This window comes from Pseudoalteromonas sp. XMcav11-Q (assembly GCF_040104525.1).
GTDB lineage: Bacteria > Pseudomonadota > Gammaproteobacteria > Enterobacterales > Alteromonadaceae > Pseudoalteromonas.
Map to the genome: position 1 here is coordinate 253244 of NZ_JBECOX010000007.1, position 21421 is coordinate 274664.

Below are 21421 nucleotides of genomic sequence, written 5' to 3' on the forward strand. Positions count from 1 at the left end.
ATTGATTAGAGAATTAATTCAATTGGTATAAATTTTAGGCATAAAAAAAGCCCTGAGCAGGGCTTTTTACGTTCATATCTACCGTCACCGATATGAGCAATGTAGCAAGTAAATTGTGAGAATAAACTTAGTCAGGTTTAGGGGCGACTGAGTTAAGTTCATTCAAGCCATTAACGTTGGCCAGCCGTGTTTCAGGGTCGAGAAACAAACTAGAGTACTAATGCCAATCTCAAGGTAGTGAGTACATCAGGTAGACAGGGCTTTACAACTATCAACCTTACTAACTGAGTTGGCGAAACAACACGTTGCCGTCTTGTTGATAGTGATTATCAGTTAGATTTAACAATGAGTCAATACTTTTTTGAAAATAATTCTCATTAATATTAGTGTGGCTGTTTTTCTAGGAAATACCGAAGTGAAAATAAATTTTGGGCATAAAAAAAGCCCTGAGCAGGGCTTTTTGATTTCATATCTACCGTCACCGATATGAGCAATGTAGCAAGTAAAAAGTGGAGTTAGCGTCTAAATACGAGGAGCAATGCAAGTGCCTGCTAACGTCCTTGGTAGTTGTGGATACCAGCCTTGTTTCGGGTCAAGAAACTATTGTGATAACAAGTTGAGCCGTCACTCTCGCCTTGTTGATAGTGATTATCAATTAGATTTGAGGGGCTGTCAACGTTCTTTTTGAAAATAATTCTTATTTAGATCTAAGTGATTGGAATTACACCAAATTTAAATTTATTGAGTGTATTGTTTTATTAATGTGATGGTTTTTGGTGTGTTGTGTGTCTTATTTCTGCTTATTCTAGGGGGCAAAGTATTATTCTATATTGAGCTTTGTAGGTTCACCGTTTCCAGAGCTTCAGAGAAAAGCTAGGTTAATTCATCATCCACATCTTAGATATTTTGATTAACGCAGTAGTCATACTTTCGCTTCACTCGTTATTTATTTCCACACTACTTTGGGTTTTGTGCATATTGCTCATGATTTTTATGCACAAAACGCGTTTTACTCAACTTAATCAACTTATTTCCGCAATCTATGGTTAATTGAGGGTTAACAATAAGCTCGTACTTGATAGCAGGTTGTAGTCGCTAGTCACAATACGTTTAAGACAAATGAGTACAGAGCAATGAGAACAACAATAATGAAGCCAGTTGCAGCAATGTCATTAATTGCAGTAACTGCTTGCCCCGTTTTGGCACAACAAGATGAAGCACTAGCCAGCAAGGTTGCAAAGCTAGAAGCGCAATTAAAGGAATTACAGTCCAATAAATCACTGAACCTTGAGTTTGGTGGGCGTGTACAACTCGATTTTAACCATTTTAGTGGTGCATACAGCGCCGATAATGAGGGTAATGCCGCCAGCGACTTTTTTCCGCGCCGGATCCGCACCTATGTAGAGAGTGAGCAAGGCGATTGGGAACATAAGTTGTTACTCGATTTTGCTGAAGGCGATGCCGAGATAGTCACTGTAAGAGTGCGTTATACCGGCTGGAACAACGGCCCGCGCTTTCAGTTTGGTAAATTAAGAGAAGATATCACCCTGAATGCGCTCACCAGCAGCAAACACATCAATACCATAGAGCGCAGCTCTATCGCTGATACGTTTTCTCCTTACTTTCGATGGGGCGCATCAGCTTATCAATATTTTAAAGATTCCGGTTTTCGCTATGCGTTAGGGGTATATAAAAACGACGCCTTTGGTGCATCTGGGCGTGACCAAGATGACCGTCTGGCACTTGCCTATTCGGGGCGTTTGACTTGGTCGCAACACACTCCCGGTAAAACCCTGCATTTAGGTGGTTGGGGTTCGTACCGTGATATGGGCGGTGCTACGCTGGGTAATCGCCTTGCTCGCGGTGAAGTACGCGAAGCCAAAGTGCGCCTCGTGGATTATGCTGCAGGCGGTGATGTCGTTGCCCTTGATAGCATGTCACAAGCCGGGTTAGAACTCGCTTATCAACATAATGCCTTTATGCTTGAGGCCGAATATGCCACACGCAACTTAGATACCCTCGACCCTACTTCTGCATTAGATGGGGGAGATATTTCGGGTTATCACTTGTCTTTGAGCTATTTCCTGACCGGTGAACACAAACAATATTCCGCAAGCTCTGCGGTATTTAAGCAGCCTAAAGGGGTAAAAAATGCGTGGGAGTTGGTTGCACGTATTTCCAGCATGGATGCTGAAAACGCCAACCAAGGCACGCAAGTCGACGCCTACACACTGGGCGGTACCTATTACCATTCCAGCAGCTTAAAGTTCATGGCTAACCTTGTCTATGCGGATGTTTCAGGCGCTGGAAGTACCGCGTTGGTTGGTGACGAAGATTCAGGATTTGGCTTTGCTGCACGCTTGCAGTATCTATTTTAACGGGAGCAGGTTATGAAGTTTGCATTAAAGCATCTCAAGTTAGCAATGGCTGGCGTGGCGATGATGTCTACTCAGGTATTAGCGGATACCCACTTTTTAATTCCCGGTGGTCCAGGTGGTGGCTGGGATACCACGGCTCGAGCTGTGGGCGAGGCGTTAGTGAAATCAGGGCTTGAGTCCAATGCATCGTTTCAGAATATGTCAGGCGGTGGTGGCGGCCGTGCTATTGCTTATTTGATTGAATCGGGCAATAAAAAAGGCGATATGTTGATGGTTAATTCAACGCCAATCGTGCTGCGCGCATTGTCGGGTAAGATCCCCTACAGTTATCGTGATTTAACGCCCGTTGCCAGCGTAATTGCCGATTATGGTGCATTCGTGGTGCGTGATGATTCGCCTTTTAAGAGCTGGAAGGAGGTGATTGCTCGTCTAGAAGTAAACCCGGGCTCTGTGACCGTTGCGGGTGGTTCTGCTCGCGGTAGTATGGATCATCTCGTTGCAGCACAAGCTGTAAAAGCAGCAGGCGTTGATGGTCGTAAGCTGCGTTACATTCCTTACGATGCCGGTGGCAAAGCTAAGGCCGGTTTATTGTCTGGCGAGGTGAAGATGCTCTCGACCGGATTAAGTGAAGCGCTCGACATGGCAAAAAGTGGTCAGGCGCGCATTCTTGCTGTTACTGCGCCAGAGCCTATCGCGGACTATCCAGAGATCCCAACCCTGAAGTCTTTAGGCTATGACATGGAATTTGTTAACTGGCGTGGTTTTTTTGCGGCTCCGGATCTCCCTCAAGCAAAACTCGACGAATATACCGTGAGATTACAAAAACTGGTGCAAAGCAAAGAGTGGGAAGCGGTGCGCGCACGCAACGGTTGGTTGAATCTATTTAAGCCACAGCACGAGTTTATTGAGGCGCTAGAGGCACAAGAAGCACAGCTGAAAGTGGTGATGGAAGAATTGGGTTTCGTTAGACGCTGATTAAATTAAATAGGTGGTTGCAGTGAGGTTACTGCATCACCTAAAAGTGGGTAATTCACTATGTTAAACCGAGAATTGTTAGGCCCAGTGCTGTTTTTAATTCTGTTTTCACTCTATGCGGTATCTGCTTGGCAGATCCCGATTATGCCTTTTGAAGAGTACGAGGCGGTAAACTCAGCAACTTTGCCTAAGGTATACGCGCTGATTGGCATTGTTGTTTGTCTTTTGTCGATTGCCGCAACACTGTTTAAAGGCGTCCCTGCACCTGATACACGTGAAAAAGCAGAGACTACCTCCAAGGCAACCATAGCCCAATGTGCAGCACTGATTGTATTGATGCTTATCTACAGCAGTGTGCTTGAAGAACTCGGGTTTATTGTTTCGACCATTTTGTTTTTAGGCTGTGGCTTTTTAATTATGGGTGAGCGACGTAAGCAAATTTTGTTATTGGCGTCAGTACCTGTGGTTATCGTGTTTTGGGCCATTATGACGCAGCTACTTGGGATCTATCTGGTTCCAGGTGATTTTTGGAGTTAAGCCATGTTAGACGGTATTTTAGTTGGCCTGTCCACGGCCTTTATGTGGCAAAACTTACTGTACGTAATTGTTGGCTGCTTTGTCGGTACGTTTATCGGCATGTTGCCCGGCTTAGGGCCAATCACGGCGATTGCGTTGATGATCCCTATCACTTACAACATCGGTGCCGACTCCGGTATGATCTTAATGGCGGGCGTATATTACGGCGCTATTTTTGGTGGCTCGACTTCCTCTATTTTGATTAACGCTCCCGGTGTAGCTGGTACTGTGGCATCGTCATTTGACGGCTATCCAATGGCAAAACAAGGACATGCGGGTAAGGCTTTGGCTATTGCCGCTTATGCTTCATTTACTGGCGGAACGATTGGTGCGTTGATGCTCATGATAGCCGCACCACTACTTGCAAAAGTGAGCTTAAGCTTTCAGTCTCCAGACTATGTGATGTTGATGTTTTTGGGCTTGACTGCGATTGCTGCTTTTTCTGCAAAAGGGCAATTTTTAAAAGCCATGATGATGACTGTATTTGGCTTGATGTTGTCGACGGTGGGAATAGACCCTTCATCTGGAACTGAGCGTTTTACCTTTGGTCAGGCAGACTTGCTAGACGGCGTAAGCTTTTTGTTGGTCGCAATGGCAACCTTTGCATTGTCTGAGGCGTTGATCAACGTGATCCGTCCAGAAAAAGCTAATCAAGGTTCGAATGATGATGACACCCCCGTTATTGGCTCAACAAAATTATCAGGCGCTGAAGTGAAAGAAATGGCGCCAGTTGTGGGGCGCTCTTCGATTTTAGGGTTTATCATTGGCGTATTGCCGGGGGCTGGCGCAACGATTGCGAGTTTTATGGCTTATGCAACGGAGCGAAATTTGGCACCAAAAGCCATTCGTGAGCGTTTTGGGCGTGGTGAAATCCGCGGCTTAGCGGCACCTGAGTCGGCAAACAATGCTGCTTGTACTGGGTCATTTGTGCCCTTGTTAACGCTTGGGATCCCGGGGTCTGGCACCACTGCGATTATGTTAGGGGCGCTGATTGCTTATGGTATTCAGCCGGGTCCTACGTTAATGCAGGATAATCCTACGGTGTTTTGGTCGGTAATTGTAAGCATGTATTTTGGCAACATTGTGCTGCTGATTTTAAATTTGCCACTGATCCCTTATTTTGCAAAGGCTTTGACTCTGCCACGCTCGGTCCTCACGGTGATGATTTTATTCTTTAGCTTGATTGGCGTTTATCTGGTGTCATTTAATACCTTCGATTTGTTTATGATGGTAGGTTTTGCCTTGGTGGCGGTGGTGCTGAGATTATTGAGCTTCCCGATGGCACCTTTGCTCCTTGGGTTTATTCTTGGCGATATGATCGAACGCAATTACCGCCGCGCCATGATGATTTCGGATGGCTCTATTAGCTTTATTTGGGAGAGGCCACTAACTTTAGGCATATTTGCGCTTGCCATGTTAGTGTTGTTGATCCCATTAAAAGAGTACTTCCAGCAACGAAAAGTTGCGCAGTAACCCAGCAGTGAGGAAATAGGTGTGTCGCAATCACAAAAATTAGCACGCAGACCAAAACGCTTAGAAACGCGACTGATCACTTGGGTTGTGGGCTTGTGTGTGATCCAAGCATGCTTATTTACCGCGCTGGTGTATCAGGTTATTACGCAAAGCTTACACCAGGAAGTGGGAGAAAAAGCCTTGGCTTTGGCTAAGGCGGTGGCGGTTCGTGAAGATGTTATGACGGCACTCATAGCAGATAGGGATAGCTCACAGATCCAACGCCTCAATACTAATGTTGAGCTGCTGCGCCAGGCAACTGGCGCAGATTTTATCGTCATTGGTGACACCGAAACGCGACGTATCGCCCACCCAGATGAGCAAAAAATTGGTCGCACTATGGTCGGAGGGGATAGCCAAGCCGCACTGTCTGGAGAGAGTTATATCTCAACAGCACAGGGCAGTTTAGGTGAGTCTATTCGGGGAAAAGTGCCGGTGTACTCTCCCGCTGGTGAGGTGATTGGTTTAGTCTCGGTAGGCTTTTTAGTGCAATCCGTCGAGTCGTTGGTGTTGCAGCGCAGCATTGCCGTTTTTGTCGGAGCTGCAGCGGTGTTACTGCTCAGTGTCATTGCCGCAATTTGGATTGGTCGACGTGTCCGCCAAGCCATTTTTGGCCTGCAACCAGATGAAATCGGGCGCTTATTTGCAGAGCAAGAGGCCATACTGAATACCGTACGGACGGGGATTATCGCGCTTGACCCTGATGGCAGCGTGCGTCGTTTGAATCAACGTGCGTGCGAAATTCTCGAAAAGCCTCGCGGCTTAAGTAAGCAAGGTTTGCACCTGAGCGATCTGTTGCCAGAGCATAGCGACTTCTTGTTGCATAATCCCAATCGCCCTTTAGTTGGTTTTGAGCTATTTGTTGCTGACAAGCGTTTGGTGTTATCGCGGTTTGCGCTGCAAGTGCAAGGTCAACACGAAGGTATTTTACTGAGTATGCGACCCTCCGATGAACTAGAGTATGTGTCAAAGCAGCTCACTAAAGTACAGGCTTTTGCAGAACTGTTGAGAGTGCAAACGCACGACTATTCAAACAAGTTAAATACCATTGGCGCGCTTATCCAAATGGCACAATATGACAAAGCGATTGAGCTGATAGGTCAAGAAAGCCAAGGCTCACAAGCGCAAATTGAAAACCTCCTCACCTATATACAAGAGCCAGTGATCGCGGGCTTATTACTCGGTAAATACCATAAAGCGCGAGAGCATAATGTGGCACTAGAGGTGAGTTCCGACAGTGCGCTGTGCGTTATCCATCAAAAAGAGATGTTGGAACGAATAGTTTCAATATTAGGTAATCTCATCGATAATGCCATCGAAGCGGCAAGAACGACGGCACAGTTGCGGCCTGCCAAAGTGGTCGTAACAGTGGATGAAACGGTTCAGGATATTATCTTTGATGTTGAAGATAGCGGCACTGGACTGATTGGTAACGTCGAAGAGGCGTTTACGCCGCAGTTTAGTACTAAGTCCGGCGACCAACATGGTGTTGGCTTATATCTCGTAAAAACAAATCTTGATTCCTGCCACGGAACCTTAGAGGTTGGGGAGTCTGAATTACTTGGTGCAAGGATCACGGTCTTTATTCCCAAGCAAGTAAAAGAGCAATAACAATGACTTATTCTGTGGTGATCATCGAAGATGAAGTAGCTGTGGCACAATTATTAGCGCAATACCTAGTGACACCGGCAACACCAAGTAGCGCAAGGCAAGGGCAATATCGAGTGGTGGCCAGTAGCGACAATGTTTCTACTGCGACGGTACTGTTGAGTGCGATACAAGCCGACTTAATTTTATTGGATATTTATCTACCCGATGGTAACGGTCTTGAGTTTTTAAAGATGCTACGTGAGCAAGGCTGTAAAAGCGAAGTGATGCTGATCACCGCAGCAAAAGAAGTGGCGACGCTAGAAAAAGCGATCCGTCTGGGAGTCTGTGATTTTTTAGTTAAACCGCTGATCTTGGAACGGCTCGACCTCGCACTCGCTCGCTTTGAGGCGCGTCAGCAGTGTTTGGATGGTGCCAATGAAGTGACGCAATCTATGGTCGACACCTTATTTGGTAGTGAACAGGCGAGCATACAAAGTACAGCTAGACTACCTAAAGGCGTTGACCCACTTACTTTGGAAAAAATTCGTACGGCATTTCAAAGTCAACCCAAGCAGGTGTTTACAGCAACCCAAATGGGAGAATTGGTGGGGGTGAGCCGCTCAACCGCTCGGCGCTATTTAGAGTTTTTGGTTAGTATAGAAGAAGTAAAAGCCGACCAAAGCTACGGTAGCATTGGCCGACCAGAGAGAAGCTATCATTTAAATTAAGGGTGTGCCTGTAGTGACTGCCATGGGATCACCGGCGCATCATTGCTGCTAGGGCGAGTGAATTCGCTGAGATAAGGTGTGGGTCCTGTGAAGAAACCGGTGTTACGTAAGTAAAAACGGTTTTGCTCTTCACCACCTTGATAATCCAAACGCGACCCTTTTCTGGCGGTGGCGTCATAAGTGAATTTAGCTTGATTTAACTCAACCCAGTTACCTTGGGTGTCACGCAAAAACTGGCGATTATAAAATGCCTTACGCTCAAACTGTCCAGCTTCGGGTAAAAAGTTTTCCAAAAAGCTATGCGGTCTTGCAACATAGGTATTGGTTTCAGGGCGGCTAAAGGCTGCGATCAGCTTCCATTGGCCGGTTTCCGGCGCATAAAAATAGCCGCGATATTCAGTATGGCCTTCATAAGTTGTACTGGGCTCGATATTGACTAAAAAGCGATATGTCGTATCTGGCTGCCAGTTATAACGTAAATAGCTTTGTCCTCCAGAACCTTCATTGCCAAATTCACCGACGTAAACGCCGTCGCCTTTAGCGAGTAATTTGATTTTAAGATTGTCAGGAATCGTGCTCGGATCATCCGTTTGATATGGGCTCCAAACCGAAAACAGCACGCGGCGCTCGCTGGGTGAGTTTACCTGAATACCAAAGTAACCTTCGCCAAAACCATTCGCCATAAAATACGAACCTTGTGGATCATAGCCAGATGGCACCGTCACTTCGTTGTAAAACCAGTTATAGTCCTTTTTGTCAGGTACGGTATAGGAAAGGTGTACTGAAGGGCCGCGACGACCCCAGTAAAAGTCTTCTTTGACATAGTTAGGTGCAGGGGTCATGGCCTCGCCATCGAGACTGAGCCCGGTAATGGCGGGGAAGGTACTGTTTCGCCCTTTGGCTAATGTGTCACCGGCTATTTGGACCGTTTGATAGCCAACTTGTGTCACAGCAAAGTCACCGACTTTAACCTTAGTCGGGCTTTGTCTATCGAGGTTAAGCGTCACTTGTTTATTGTTATGCGTTACCAGCAATGTACTTGGTGCACTTGGTTTCTCAAGGTGTAAATAGAGGGTATAGGTGCCAACGTTATTGGTATAAAAATAGTGATTAAATCTAAGCTGCTTATCCTGCCATGGGGCAATTCCTGCTTGAGTTATATATTGCTTGCTAGCGTCAATATCGTTGTTGACCCAAGCGTTGCCGTAACTGCTGATATAAGCCTCTTGCGCTGAGGCAAATAGCGAGGCGCACAGCAGTATCGGTGTCATTATTGTATTCTTCATCTTAAGTTCCTTGAATGGGGCGCGTTGCCCCATGTTGATTAGAAAGAAGTGTTAATGCCTAAACTGATACTGCGGCCGTAACGGCTCAAGTGGCTCACTTGCTCTTGGGTTTTAATGTATGACCATTGACGCTCATTGGTGAGGTTGGTCACGTTTAGGTCAATTCGTGTCTTTGCCGTAAGATTATAGCTGGCACTGAAATCAAACTGACCATAATCCGCTGCCCATTCCGGGCCGCCCCATGCATCTGGATACTTCAGGTAATCATCTCGCCAGTTGTAAGCGATACGCGCTTGGTAGTCATCCTTTTCATAATAGATAACCGCATTGTAAGAATGCTCAGACATTCCAGCGAACGGTAGCTCATCTTTTTCGGGGTCGTCGTATTTACTATCCGTAAATGTATAGTTGATTTGCATACCTAGACCATCAAAAGGTGCCGGTAGCAATTCCTCAAACGACTGTTGATAAGCAATTTCGAAACCTTTGATCTCTGCTCCCGCTTCCGAGCGTGGAGATACTTGGGTAAATTCCGGACCGTCAACTTCAACGCCGTCTTTTATGAATTTACCCACTTTTATCGTACCGACACGCCCCTGAGCGATAACAGATTTAATGTCTTTGTAATAGGTTGCAAAGGTGAGCGCACCATAATCAGAGAAGTACCACTCTAGTCCCAAATCAAGTTGGTCTGCTCTAAGTGGTTTGATCCCAGGGTTGGCAAGATTAAGCTCAAACTTACTGAAATTAATTGAGCTATATGGGGTTAGAAAATCGATGCTAGGTCTGGTGATAACTTTAGCCGCGCTGGTTCTAAATAACAGTGAGTCTGTTATTTCTAACTTAAAGTTCATGCTAGGCAGTACATCAGTGTAGTCATCTTCTACGTAAGAATCGGAGTAATAATCGGCAATATCCCCTTCTATACGATAGATAATATCGCCATCTTCGTCTTCTTCTACGTTGTATACCAGACTTGGGTAATCAAAAACGTAGCCATCTGAGGTGATCTCGGTTTTGATTGCTCTTACGCCTAGGTTTAGGTTGTAAGGCATTTCCGACAGCTCGCCGACTAGGTTGGTCTCTAAATAAAGTGCAAACGTTGACTCAGAAAGCTCGTAGGAATCTTTAGGGCTCTTGGTGGCTCTAATTTTTTCATCTGCGGCTTGGGCATTGATGGATTGATAAAATGCATAGAGTTTGTCGTAGTCAAAGCTTGCCCACGGCGCAGGGTGCATGCCCGGCTCACCATCTAGGAAGTTATCAAAGTTGGCAGGTACAAGTACATCTGCGGGTAGTCTAAATAAGTTAAGACCACCGAGCTTTTCCACACTTGAGTTATCAAAGCTGTCGTAATCTGAGTTTTTAAAATAAGCCCCACCATTACTAAACATTGACGGATCATCTGATTTACTTACGTCTCTGCCTTTAGTTTGCTTTCCGTAATGAAAACCAAACTTGATGTCTTTGACAAATTCCCATTCAGGAATAAATGTCCCTTCAAGCCTTAACTCTTCAACATCGCTTATCACTTCCGTGCCATAGTTGTAGCTGTAGTGAGCTCCAAAGGGTTGATCGGCATTAAGTGCTGGTGACATGGTCACATCTGGCAGGAGGTTGTCGCCTGTTTGATCTATAGTGATAGTATCCACAAAGCCACGTGCCACGATGTAGCGGTTGTCGCCATCATTGATCCGCTCGGCACGCGACTTAGACACGTCAAATTCAAGCGTTAGATCGCTGGTAGCATACCACTTGAAGTTAAGACCGGCCTGCCAAGTGTCGGTATTGCGAGGCTCAGAGACATTTAGTAGCTCAGCCATCGCGCCGTCGACTAACTCAATGTAGTTGACGTTGCCATCTTCATTAAATTTTAATTCACCTACCGCTGGGATCCCCGGTGTCCAAGGTTCATCATAGGTGACGAAAGAGATTTGATATTTTTCACCGTCGGTTTTGTAGCTTGAGTATAAGCTATCAAAGGTGACATCAATATCATTCGTTGGACGCCATTGTAACGCTAGGCTCGCACCAATGCGCTCACGTTTATCTTGCCAGTTCGAGTAGCGCACATATCCTGGGATCATTGATGGGTGTACTTTCTCGCCCTCATCTAGCTCGCCATTTCGGTTACTGTCAACAGGGACTCGCACGTCAGTATTTTCTTCTGGATCGTAAAACCCTTGTCCTTCATAGGAGTCTTCGCGTTGTGTTCGCTCGGAATAAACGGCGGTAAATAGGGCGCCAAAGGTATTGTCAAAAAAGGTATCACTAATTAGGAAGGAGGCTTGAGGGTTGGTATCGCCGGTACGTTCTTCGTAAATGGCTTTGGCACTTCCGGCGAGGGTAAAGCCATCCATATCTAACGGTCGGCGGGTTTTTATATTGATGACCGAACCAATCCCCCCTTCTTGTGTTTGTGCTTGTGGTGACTTGTATACTTCTAATGCTTGAACCATTTCAGGCGCAATTAAATCGAAGTTAAAGTCACGGCTTGTGTGTTCAGATGCCATTCTACGACCATTGATGGTGGTAACGTTAAAGTCCCCGCCAAGGCCCCGCACTGTGACGTTTTGTCCTTCACCTGCGTTACGGGTAATGGCGATACCTGTCATTCGTTGTAGCGCTTCAGCTAGGTTTTGATCTGGGAACTTGCCAATGTCTTCGGCAACGATGGCATCCATTACGCCGACGGCGTTTTTCTTGAGAAAGAGTGACTCTTTGATACTGGAACGTACGCCACGTACTTCAATTTTCTCTACTTGTTGCTTGGCTTTATCTTGCTCGTCAGATCCGCTGTTTTGTTCTGTTTCCTGTGCGTGCGCGTATTGGGACAGGGCACAGCTCACGGCCAATCCCACAGCACACAGTTTTAGAGTGTGTTTCATCTTGTTGTCCTGTTGAGTGTTGTTATTATTGCGCCCGCTTTACGGGCGCTTATTCAGGCATTGTTAGTACTTGCTATAGATAGCGTATTTAACCTCTGGTTAGTTATGTGACAATGCCTAGTGGTGCTGCAGTGCGCCATGTGCCCCTAGTGAAATCCGGGAAGTCCTTGCTATTACTTCTGTCTGCAACTGAGTCCATTGAAAGAGGGAAGACCGCTGACCAAGCAGCTGCGTCGTAAACATCCTGATCTAGCGGCTCGCCATTACGAAGGCAGTAAATAATGCGCCAGAACATTAAGAAATCCATGCCACCATGGCCGCCGTTGCGCTCTGCTTCAGCCCCCATTTTTTGCCAAAGTGGATGGTCATATTTACCGTACCAATCATTCATGTCGTAATCCCACTCGTGAAAGCTCTTACTCCCGCCGTTTTCAAGCGCGATGCGGTTGGGGAATCCTGCAAATACGCCGTTAGTACCTTGAATTAAATTATGGCGGGAGTAAGGGCGTGGGGTAGTGGTATCGTGCTGTACCATAATCGAACGACCTTTGATGGTTTTAATGATGCTGGTGTTCATATCTCCAGCAATATAGTTCAGTTGGTTTCGTTCATGATTTGCTGGAAATTCACGTTTAGCATAGGCTGCACGACCAAGCGCTGGTGAACTCATGGAGGAGATATAGTCGAAGCGATCGCCACGGTTGATATTCATATATTGAGAAACCGGGCCTAGACCATGGGTTGGGTAGAGGTTACCGTTACGTTTGGTATGCCAATGTGTGCGCCATGAGCCAGTTTTATGCTCAATTTCTTTCATTTGCCAACGAAGTTCATGGATATAAGCTGCTTCACCGTGCAGTAACTCACCGAATAGCCCTTGGCGAACCATGTTTAATACCATCAGCTCGTCGCGACCATAGCAAACGTTTTCCAACATCATGCAGTTCTTTTGCGTGCGCTCTGCGGTATTTACCAATTGCCACGCTTCTTCTATGGTTACTGCTGCTGGCACTTCGACCAAAGCGTGTTTGCCACTTTCCATTGTGTCTACCGCCATAGGCGTATGCCATTTCCAAGGCGTAGAGATGATCACAATATCAATGTCATCGCGCGCCAACATGCGGCGATAGTCCATATCACTCTTGCCGTAAGTCGCAGGTTTTGGTAAACCCTTGTCGACAACAATTTTAACGGCTCTATCGACGACTGCTTGGTGCGTATCGCAGATGGCCTTGATCTCGACACCGTCAAGATGGCAAAAGTGCTTTACCGCGCCAACACCACGTTGACCTACACCAATAAAGCCCACTCGCACGACATCCAGTTTCGGTACGACTAGACCTTGAACTGAATTTCCTTGTGGCTTTGGTGTAAGCGGCGTCTTATTATTGTTACTCGCGCAGCCAACCACTGCGCTTGTTGCTGCGATAGCAGCCATTGATTGAAGAAATCGCCGGCGGTTTAGATCACCCATAATAACCTCTTAGTTGTTCACTCTTGTTGTTAAAAACGAAATGTTATTTTTTGGTTATTATTACGGCAGTTTTATTTTGAACGCAAGAAAAATATCTTTCATATTCTTTCGATTTGTTTTCAATGCGTTTCTAATTTAACTTTAAATCCTTACAAAACATTTGTTTATGTTTATTTTTGTTTAAAGTTAAAAAAATGAATTGAAAGCAAATGAAAGCTGTGTAGACTAAATTCAACCAAAACGAAAGGAGGTGTCATGCTGAACACCATCGAAAGACGCCACGAAATCGTTCAACTCGTTGGTCAAACGGAACGAGTAGAAGTATCTGAGCTGGCAGAACAATTTGGTGTATCAACCGTGACGATCAGAAATGATCTCAATGCCCTGCATGAAAAAGGTTTGTTGGTTCGCTCTCATGGTGGTGCCGTTGCGAGTTCTAGGTTAACCAAAGAGCTCACCATAACGGAAAAGCACGATCATCATCACCAAGTGAAAGTCGAGCTTGCAAAGTTGGTGGCGGGCCTTATAGGCAATGATGAGTCTATAATTCTGGATTCAGGTACCACCACTGAAGAGGTTGCGAAGCAACTTACCGAGCATCAACAGCTAGTGGTGATGACCAATGGGCTTAACGTGGCGCAAGCGCTCGTTGCAGCTGATGGCGTTGAAGTGTTGATGACCGGTGGTTCACTGCGTAAAAAGTCACTGTCGTTTTATGGCAGCCATGCAGAAGATCAGCTAAAGCAATATCACTTTGACCGTCTGGTGCTCGGTGTTGATGGGTTCTCTGTTGATGTTGGTGTAACAACACACTTTGAACCGGAAGCTGCGCTTAACCGCGAGATGTGTAAGGTTGCAAAGCAAGTCATAGTGGTGACGGACTCCAGTAAATTCGATCGTAAAGGTGTGCATCGCATTATCGCCTGCGAAGAAATTGACGTTTTGGTTACGGACAGTGGTATTCCAGCTGATGTTCATCAGCAATTGGTTGCCGCCGGAATTGAGGTACATTTAATAACGTCTTAAGAGGTGATCATATGCGGCGTTTTCAAGCCCTAATCGAAGCCAATAAATCAGGGAAAAACTCAGGCATTTATGCCATTTGCTCAGCTCACCCTTGGGTGCTAGAAGCGTCGATAAGATATGCCAAGCAGGAAAATACGCTGCTATTAATTGAAGCCACGGCCAATCAGGTTAATCAATTTGGCGGTTACACCGGGATGCGTCCCGCGGATTTTATTGCCAAAGTCGAAGAGATGGCCGACGAACTTGGTTTTGATAAGCAGTTACTGATTTTTGGCGGTGATCATTTGGGACCAGTCTGTTGGACGAGTGAAAATAGCCAAGCCGCAATGGCCAAAGCGTGTGACTTAGTCGCTGAATACGTGAAGGCTGGTTTTAAGAAAATTCACTTAGATGCCAGCATGCCCTGTGCTGACGACCCTGACGTGTTAAGCGATGATATTGTAGCTAATCGCGCTGCCTTGTTGTGTCAAACAGCGGAAGCAGCCGCGATTGCGACGTTTGGTCGTAGTGATATTGTTTATGTGATTGGTACTGAAGTTCCCCCTCCTGGTGGCGCTGATGAACAGATTGACAGTCTACAACCGACCAGCCAAGTTGCTGCGCAAGAAACCCTAGCTTGCCATCGTGAACTCTTTGCAAATAAAGGATTAGCGGATGCTTGGCAACGCGTGGTTGCAATGGTGGTGCAGCCGGGTGTTGAGTTTGATAACACCCAAGTTTTTGACTACAAATCGAATGAAGCGAGTGCATTAAAAGATTTTATTCGTACCGTTGACCGTATCGCTTTCGAAGCGCATTCGACAGATTATCAAACTGCAGGCGCTTATCAGTCGTTGGTTGCTGACCACTTTGCCATTTTGAAAGTCGGGCCTGAATTGACCTTTGCGCTGCGCGAAGGATTATTCGCGCTTCACCATATTGAAAAGCAATTACTACCCTATGTTCATAGTCAGTTTGTTGAGGTGGTGGACGAGGTCATGCTGGCAGAGCCTACGAGTTGGCAGCGTTTTTATCACGGCGAATCACAGCAACTCCGTTTCTTGCGTCAATTTAGCTTTAGCGACCGTATTCGCTATTACTGGCATCAAGATGCGGTGCAAAAGGCGTTAGCAACTATGCTCGAAAACCTAGCGCAGCAGACCTTATCATTGCCGCTTATCAGCCAATATTTTCCAGAGCTATATCAACAAGTACGCCGTGGTGAAATAGCAAGGGATGCCAAAGCGTTAGTGATTGCCAAAATTCAACGTGTTGTGGCTCGCTATTCAAATGCGTGTTTTGCCATGGAGAAAGCGTCATGAACACTTTGCTAGGACACGAAATTGCGCAATTAAAAACACGAAATGCCTATTGGACAGCAAAAGAGATCACCCAGCAGCCACAGATGTGGCAAGAAACCGCTCAATTAGTCGCGAGCATAAAGCCTAAGCTTTTGGTGGAGTTAGCTCCTCTTCTAGATGACCCTGATACTCAGGTTATTTTGACGGGGGCGGGTACATCCGCTTATATCGGTGACGCTATCGCCACTCATCTTAATGCACACATGCGCCAAAGTGTGCGGGCAGTGAGCACAACTGATTTAGTTGCTGCACCACGACAATACCTAGCGACGGATAAACCTTGTTTATTAGTATCTTTTGCTCGCTCTGGCAACAGTCCAGAAAGTGTGGCGGCCGTAGAGTTGGTAACACAGCTGGTTAGTAACAGCCAGCACCTTTTTATCACCTGCAACCGTGATGGAAAGTTGCATCAAGCAGCGCTGCAGACAAGCAATGCAACAAGTATATTGCTACCGGAACCTACGCTTGACCAAAGTTTTGCAATGACGAGTAGCTATTCGTCAATGATGGTTGCAGCGCTACAACTTTTTGCAGTGGATGACGGCTCCGTGGATAAATTGATCAATGCAGCGCAAAGCATGTTAGCTGCGGCAGAGCAGCAAAATATCCGTGCATTTGCACAACAACCATTTGAGCGTTTGGTGTACCTAGGCTCTGGCTGTTTGTTGGGATTTGCAAAGGAAGCTGCGTTAAAAATGCTTGAGTTATCGGCAGGCCAAGTAATGAGCGTGAGCGAGTCACCGCTTGGGTTCCGTCATGGTCCAAAATCACTTATCAATAGCAAAACTGTCGTGGTATGTTTTATCTCAAGTGATGGTTATACCAGCTTGTACGATCAGGATTTAGTTGCTGAATTGCAGCGTGACGGTACAGCCATGACGGTGCATTCACTTTGTCCTAAAGTGCCACCACTAGAAGATGTGTGGCAAGGGTTACTGTATATGTTGTTTGCACAGCAGTTAAGTTTCTATAAAGCGCTGAATCTCGGTATTTCACCGGACAATCCTTGCCCGTCGGGGGAAGTGAATAGAGTCGTGCAGGGCGTAGTCATTCATCCATTTGGGAGTGAAGTATGATTTATGGAGTGGATGTTGGCGGGAGCAAAATTGAAATTGCGGTGTTTGATGAAAAGCTACAACGCATAGAGTCTTGGCGTGTGGCGACACCAAAGCACAGTTATGAGGCGTTTTTGGCGCAAATCGTCACTTTGGTGCAGCAAGCCGATGACAAATATGGTTGTAAAGGACAGGTTGGTATTGGTATGCCGGGGATAGTAAATGCGCAGCAGCGCGTGCTATCAGCAAATGTCCCTTGCGCCAATGGTAAAGAAGTTAAGGCTGATCTCGTTGCAAAACTGGAACGGCCCATCGCGGTCGAAAATGACTGCCGTTGCTTTGCGTTATCAGAGGCCAGTCTTGGAGCCGGTAAGCAATATCAAAAGGTCTTTGGGGCAATAATAGGCACCGGTGCTGGAGGCGGGTTTTGCATTGATGGTGCGTTGTATAAAAGTGCCCAAGGGATCGCCGGTGAATATGGCCACCATCCGCTTTCTGCGGTGTTACAGCAAAAATATCACCTGCCTATTTTAGCGTGTGGCTGTGGGTTGCAAGGGTGTTTAGAGCGCTATGTCGCAGGACCAGGGCTTGCCGGTTTGTATCAACATTTCACTACGCGGAAGCGTTCCTCAGAACAAGTTATCACAGCGATGCGGGCTGGAGAAAGTGAAGCAATCCATGCGTTTAATTGCTATATGGATCTGTTGGGCTCGGCGTTTGCAAATTTAATCAAAGCATATGACCCTGAAGTTATCGTGCTTGGCGGTGGCATGTCGCTTATCGATGAACTTGTAGAGGCGCTCCCAAAAGCCATCGAACCTCATGTATTTTCAGCGGTGTCAGTGCCAGATATTGTTAGAGCCAAGCATGGTGATGCAAGTGGTGCATTAGGCGCGGCCCTATTAGGGAGCAAAGTGCATGCTTGAACAGCTTCGTTATATTCGGCCCCATCGTATCTATACCCCTACCAGCGTCCTTGAAGCGCACGTTGCGGTAATAAAAGGTGAGCGTTTTCACGCGATTATTCCAGCGGCGGAAGCGCCTGATAATACCGAATGTTATTCTAATTTAGATATGTGGCCTGGGTTAATTGATTTACATATTCATGGCCGCGAGGGCTGTGATGTTATTGATGGCAAACTCTCCAGTATAGAAACTATTAGCACTTCGTTGCTCAAACATGGCGTCACTGGCTTTTTGGCAACCACGGTGACGACTACATGGCCACAAACTATTGCAGCGATGAAGGTTATTGGAGCCGCCTATAAGCAAAAGATGCCGGGCGCTCAGGTGTTGGGCGGATACAGTGAGGGCTTATTTTTTAGTGAAAAACACAAAGGTGCCCATAACGAAGCTTTCTTTAAGCCGTTAGACGAAGCCTTAATTGATGAAATGATTAGCGCGGCTGATGGTGCGCTTAAAGCAGTGGCGCTTGCACCAGAAAAGGCTAATGGCGTAAAGATGACACAGTACCTAAGTAAACATGGGGTGCGAGTGATGCTAGGTCATTGTGATGCGGATTTTGCGCAAACCAATGCCGCTTTGGCACATGGTGCCTGCGGCGGGGTCCACGTGTTTAACGGCATGCGTGGCATTCATCACCGTGAACCGGGCTGTGCTGGTGCGTTGTTACTTGATAGCCAAGCCTTGGTGGAAGTGATTGCCGACGGTATTCATTTGCACCCTGCGATTTTACAGTTGATCTACCGCCTAAAAGGTCAGCATAAGGTGGCCTTGATCAGTGATTGTATTAATGCTGGTGGCCTTAAAGATGGTGAATATCAATTGGGTGAAATGCCAGTTGTGGTCAAGGATGGCGTGGCGAAAACTCACAGCGGCAGTTTGGCCGGCAGTACACTAACACTTGAAAAAGCAGTGAAGAATTTAGCAGAATTGGCCAATATTCCGCTTCTAGAAGCCATCAATATGGCAAGTTTAGTACCCGCGACTTATTTAAATATGGACAATGAACTTGGTAGCATTGAAGTGGGTAAAATAGCGCATTTTTCTTTGCTAGATGATGCCTTCCAAGTCCAGCATGCCAACTTGTTCGGAAAGCAGATATTTTAAACAAAAACCCAAGCTCACCGCCCTGAAATTGACAAAATACAACGGAATTTTCTTAAATACAGCGGCCTAGCAGTAAGCGATACGGTAAAAATAGGTCACAAAGTTTCGCATTAGAAACTTTTTCGCGAATTGATTGCATTTTAGACGACTTCAAGGATGATGTTCGCTACAAGAGGTGATATACTCCCGCCGAATAATTTTTCTACTTTAAATAGAGTAAAACAATGGCAGATTTATCGAAATACAGAAACATTGGTATTTTCGCGCACGTTGATGCGGGTAAAACTACCACCACTGAGCGTATTCTAAAGCTTACTGGTAAAATCCACAAAACTGGTGAAGTACACGACGGTGAGTCTACTACTGACTTCATGGAGCAGGAAGCTGAGCGTGGTATTACAATCCAATCAGCGGCGGTAACTTGTGAGTGGAAAGGCCACCGTTTAAACGTTATCGATACTCCTGGACACGTTGACTTCACAGTAGAAGTATACCGTTCACTTAAAGTACTTGACGGTGGTATCGGTGTATTCTGTGGTTCTGGTGGTGTTGAGCCACAATCAGAAACTAACTGGCGTTATGCGAACGAATCAGAAGTTGCACGTGTAATCTTCGTAAACAAACTAGACCGTATGGGTGCAGACTTCTACCGCGTAGTTGGTCAGGTTGAGAAAGTACTTGGTGCTAACCCACTAGTGATGACGCTTCCAATCGGTATCGAAGACCAGTTCTGTGGTGTTGTAGACGTACTTGAGAAGAAAGCATACGTTTGGGATGACACAGGTCTTCCTGAAAACTACGAAGTACAAGACGTTCCAGCTGACATGGTAGACAAAGTTGAAGAATACCATGAGATGCTAGTTGAGTCTGCTGTTGAGCAAGACGACGACCTAATGGAAGCGTACATGGAAGGTGAAGTACCTTCTATCGAGCAAATCAAAGCGTGTATCCGTAAAGGTACTCGTGATCTAGCGTTTTTCCCAACTTTCTGTGGTTCAGCGTTCAAAAACAAAGGTATGCAACTTGTACTTGACGCTGTTGTAGATTACCTACCTTCTCCTACAGAAGTTGATCCTCAGCCGCTAACTGATCCAGAAACAGGTGAGCCTACTGGTGAAGTAGCAACTGTTGACGCTGATGCACCACTTAAAGCGCTTGCGTTCAAAATCATGGACGACCGTTTCGGTGCGCTTACGTTCATCCGTATCTACGCTGGTCGCATGAAGAAAGGTGACACTATCCTTAACTCTGCAACTGGTAAAACAGAGCGTATCGGCCGTATGGTTGAGATGCAAGCGGACGAGCGTACTGAACTTACTGAAGCACAAGCGGGTGACATCATCGCTGTTGTTGGTATGAAGAACGTTCAAACAGGTCACACGCTATGTGATCCTAAGCACGAGTGTACACTTGAAGCGATGATCTTCCCTGATCCAGTAATCTCAATCGCTGTTGCACCTAAAGATAAAGGTGGTAACGAGAAGATGGGTATCGCGATCGGTAAGATGGTTGCAGAAGATCCTTCATTCCAAGTTGAGACTGATGAAGATTCAGGTGAAACTATCCTTAAAGGTATGGGTGAGCTTCACCTAGACATTAAGGTAGACATCCTTAAGCGTACATACGGTGTAGACCTAATCGTTGGTCAGCCTCAGGTTGCTTACCGTGAAACTATCACACAAGAAGTTGAAGATAGCTACACGCATAAGAAACAGTCTGGTGGTTCTGGTCAGTTCGGTAAGATTGACTACCGTATCAAGCCTGGTGAAGTTGGTTCTGGCTTTACGTTCAAGTCTACAGTTGTTGGTGGTAACGTTCCTAAGGAATTCTGGCCAGCAGTTGAGAAAGGCTTCAAGTCAATGATGGACGAAGGTGTACTAGCAGGCTTCCCAGTACTAGACGTTGAAGTTGAGCTATTCGACGGTGGTTTCCACGCAGTTGACTCGTCAGCAATCGCGTTCGAAATCGCTGCTAAAGGCGCATTCCGTCAGTCTATCCCTAAAGCGGGTGCACAACTTCTTGAGCCAATCATGAAAGTTGACGTGTTCACGCCAGAAGACAACGTAGGTGACGTAATCGGTGACCTTAACCGTCGTCGCGGTATGATCAAAGACCAAGAAGCTGGCGCAATGGGCGTTCGTATCAAGGGTGAAGTACCACTATCTGAAATGTTCGGATACATCGGTCACCTACGTACTATCACGTCTGGTCGTGGTCAGTTCTCAATGGAATTCTCACACTATGCACCATGTCCAGCAAACGTTGCTGACGCGGTAATCGCAGCTGAGAAAGAGAAAAAAGCAGCTAAGTAATTAATTACTTATTTTGCATAAAAAGGTCGCCTTTGGCGGCCTTTTTTATTTTTAAACTCAATGATTTACCCCGTTAATATCCTGTCTAAAAGTCGTCACGATTATTTCATGTTTTATTAATTTTAAAGTTCTTGCTTTAGGAACATTGGCACTTTATCATTAGCTTTTCTTCAATAAATTGGGTCACGTTATTGCGTCGAGGGCTCAAATT

The 21421-nt window shown here is 46.1% G+C and carries 15 protein-coding genes; 12 read left to right on the forward strand and 3 right to left on the reverse strand.

Annotated features, from left to right (window positions below; all coding sequences use genetic code 11):
- The first annotated feature begins 1148 nt into the window (after positions 1-1148).
- Genes ABMY45_RS13605 through ABMY45_RS13630 form a run of 6 tightly spaced genes read left to right on the forward strand, consistent with a single transcriptional unit; the run spans position 1149 to position 7759 of the window.
- On the forward strand, positions 1149-2378 hold the full coding sequence (locus ABMY45_RS13605) for a porin (RefSeq protein WP_174170292.1): 1230 nt from the start codon (positions 1149-1151) through the stop codon (positions 2376-2378).
- A gap of 12 nt (positions 2379-2390) precedes the next feature.
- The gene (locus tag ABMY45_RS13610; protein WP_017218314.1) at positions 2391-3353 is read left to right on the forward strand and encodes a tripartite tricarboxylate transporter substrate-binding protein; all 963 of its coding nucleotides are present in this window, start codon (positions 2391-2393) and stop codon (positions 3351-3353) included.
- 60 nt (positions 3354-3413) lie between these two features.
- Positions 3414-3890 carry a tripartite tricarboxylate transporter TctB family protein gene (locus ABMY45_RS13615; RefSeq protein WP_211867298.1) on the forward strand — a complete coding sequence of 159 codons (477 nt, stop codon included), beginning with the start codon at positions 3414-3416 and terminating at the stop codon, positions 3888-3890.
- A gap of 3 nt (positions 3891-3893) precedes the next feature.
- Complete coding sequence (locus tag ABMY45_RS13620) at positions 3894-5402, forward strand: tripartite tricarboxylate transporter permease (RefSeq protein WP_010606897.1); 1509 nt, start codon at positions 3894-3896, stop codon at positions 5400-5402.
- Positions 5403-5423: 21 nt separating this feature from the next.
- Positions 5424-7052, forward strand: coding sequence for a sensor histidine kinase (locus ABMY45_RS13625; RefSeq protein ID WP_349289012.1), 1629 nt, complete (start codon positions 5424-5426; stop codon positions 7050-7052).
- 2 nt (positions 7053-7054) lie between these two features.
- Positions 7055-7759, forward strand: coding sequence for a response regulator (locus tag ABMY45_RS13630; RefSeq protein WP_174170232.1), 705 nt, complete (start codon positions 7055-7057; stop codon positions 7757-7759).
- On the opposite strand, the gene ABMY45_RS13635 is transcribed toward ABMY45_RS13630, so the two are convergent.
- The 3 genes from ABMY45_RS13635 to ABMY45_RS13645 form a co-directional block, all read right to left on the reverse strand.
- Positions 7756-9045, reverse strand: a complete 1290-nt coding sequence (locus ABMY45_RS13635) for a DUF3472 domain-containing protein (protein ID WP_349289013.1) — start codon at positions 9043-9045, stop codon at positions 7756-7758. The genes ABMY45_RS13630 and ABMY45_RS13635 overlap by 4 nt on opposite strands.
- A gap of 38 nt (positions 9046-9083) precedes the next feature.
- Complete coding sequence (locus tag ABMY45_RS13640) at positions 9084-11933, reverse strand: TonB-dependent receptor (protein WP_010606893.1); 2850 nt, start codon at positions 11931-11933, stop codon at positions 9084-9086.
- A gap of 103 nt (positions 11934-12036) precedes the next feature.
- Complete coding sequence (locus ABMY45_RS13645) at positions 12037-13407, reverse strand: Gfo/Idh/MocA family oxidoreductase (RefSeq protein ID WP_010606892.1); 1371 nt, start codon at positions 13405-13407, stop codon at positions 12037-12039.
- Between the two features lie 255 nt (positions 13408-13662).
- On the opposite strand from ABMY45_RS13645, the gene agaR reads away from it, so the two are divergent.
- From agaR to fusA, 6 genes are all read left to right on the forward strand, one after another.
- Positions 13663-14433: a transcriptional repressor AgaR gene (gene agaR / locus ABMY45_RS13650; RefSeq protein ID WP_102057735.1), complete on the forward strand. Its 771-nt coding sequence runs from the start codon at positions 13663-13665 to the stop codon at positions 14431-14433.
- A gap of 11 nt (positions 14434-14444) precedes the next feature.
- Positions 14445-15734, forward strand: a complete 1290-nt coding sequence (locus tag ABMY45_RS13655) for a D-tagatose-bisphosphate aldolase, class II, non-catalytic subunit (protein ID WP_174170235.1) — start codon at positions 14445-14447, stop codon at positions 15732-15734.
- Entirely contained in the window at positions 15731-16849 is a 1119-nt protein-coding gene (locus tag ABMY45_RS13660; protein ID WP_102057733.1) for an SIS domain-containing protein, read from the forward strand. Before ABMY45_RS13655 ends, ABMY45_RS13660 begins: the two co-directional genes overlap by 4 nt.
- A complete protein-coding gene (locus tag ABMY45_RS13665) occupies positions 16846-17754 on the forward strand; it encodes an ROK family protein (RefSeq protein WP_174170236.1) in 909 nt (302 codons plus the stop codon). Before ABMY45_RS13660 ends, ABMY45_RS13665 begins: the two co-directional genes overlap by 4 nt.
- Positions 17747-18898, forward strand: a complete 1152-nt coding sequence (gene nagA / locus ABMY45_RS13670; RefSeq protein ID WP_174170237.1) for an N-acetylglucosamine-6-phosphate deacetylase — start codon at positions 17747-17749, stop codon at positions 18896-18898. The genes ABMY45_RS13665 and nagA overlap by 8 nt, the downstream gene beginning before the upstream one ends.
- Positions 18899-19122: 224 nt before the next feature.
- The gene (gene fusA, locus ABMY45_RS13675) at positions 19123-21210 is read left to right on the forward strand and encodes an elongation factor G (protein WP_174170238.1); all 2088 of its coding nucleotides are present in this window, start codon (positions 19123-19125) and stop codon (positions 21208-21210) included.
- Positions 21211-21421: the final 211 nt, after the last annotated feature.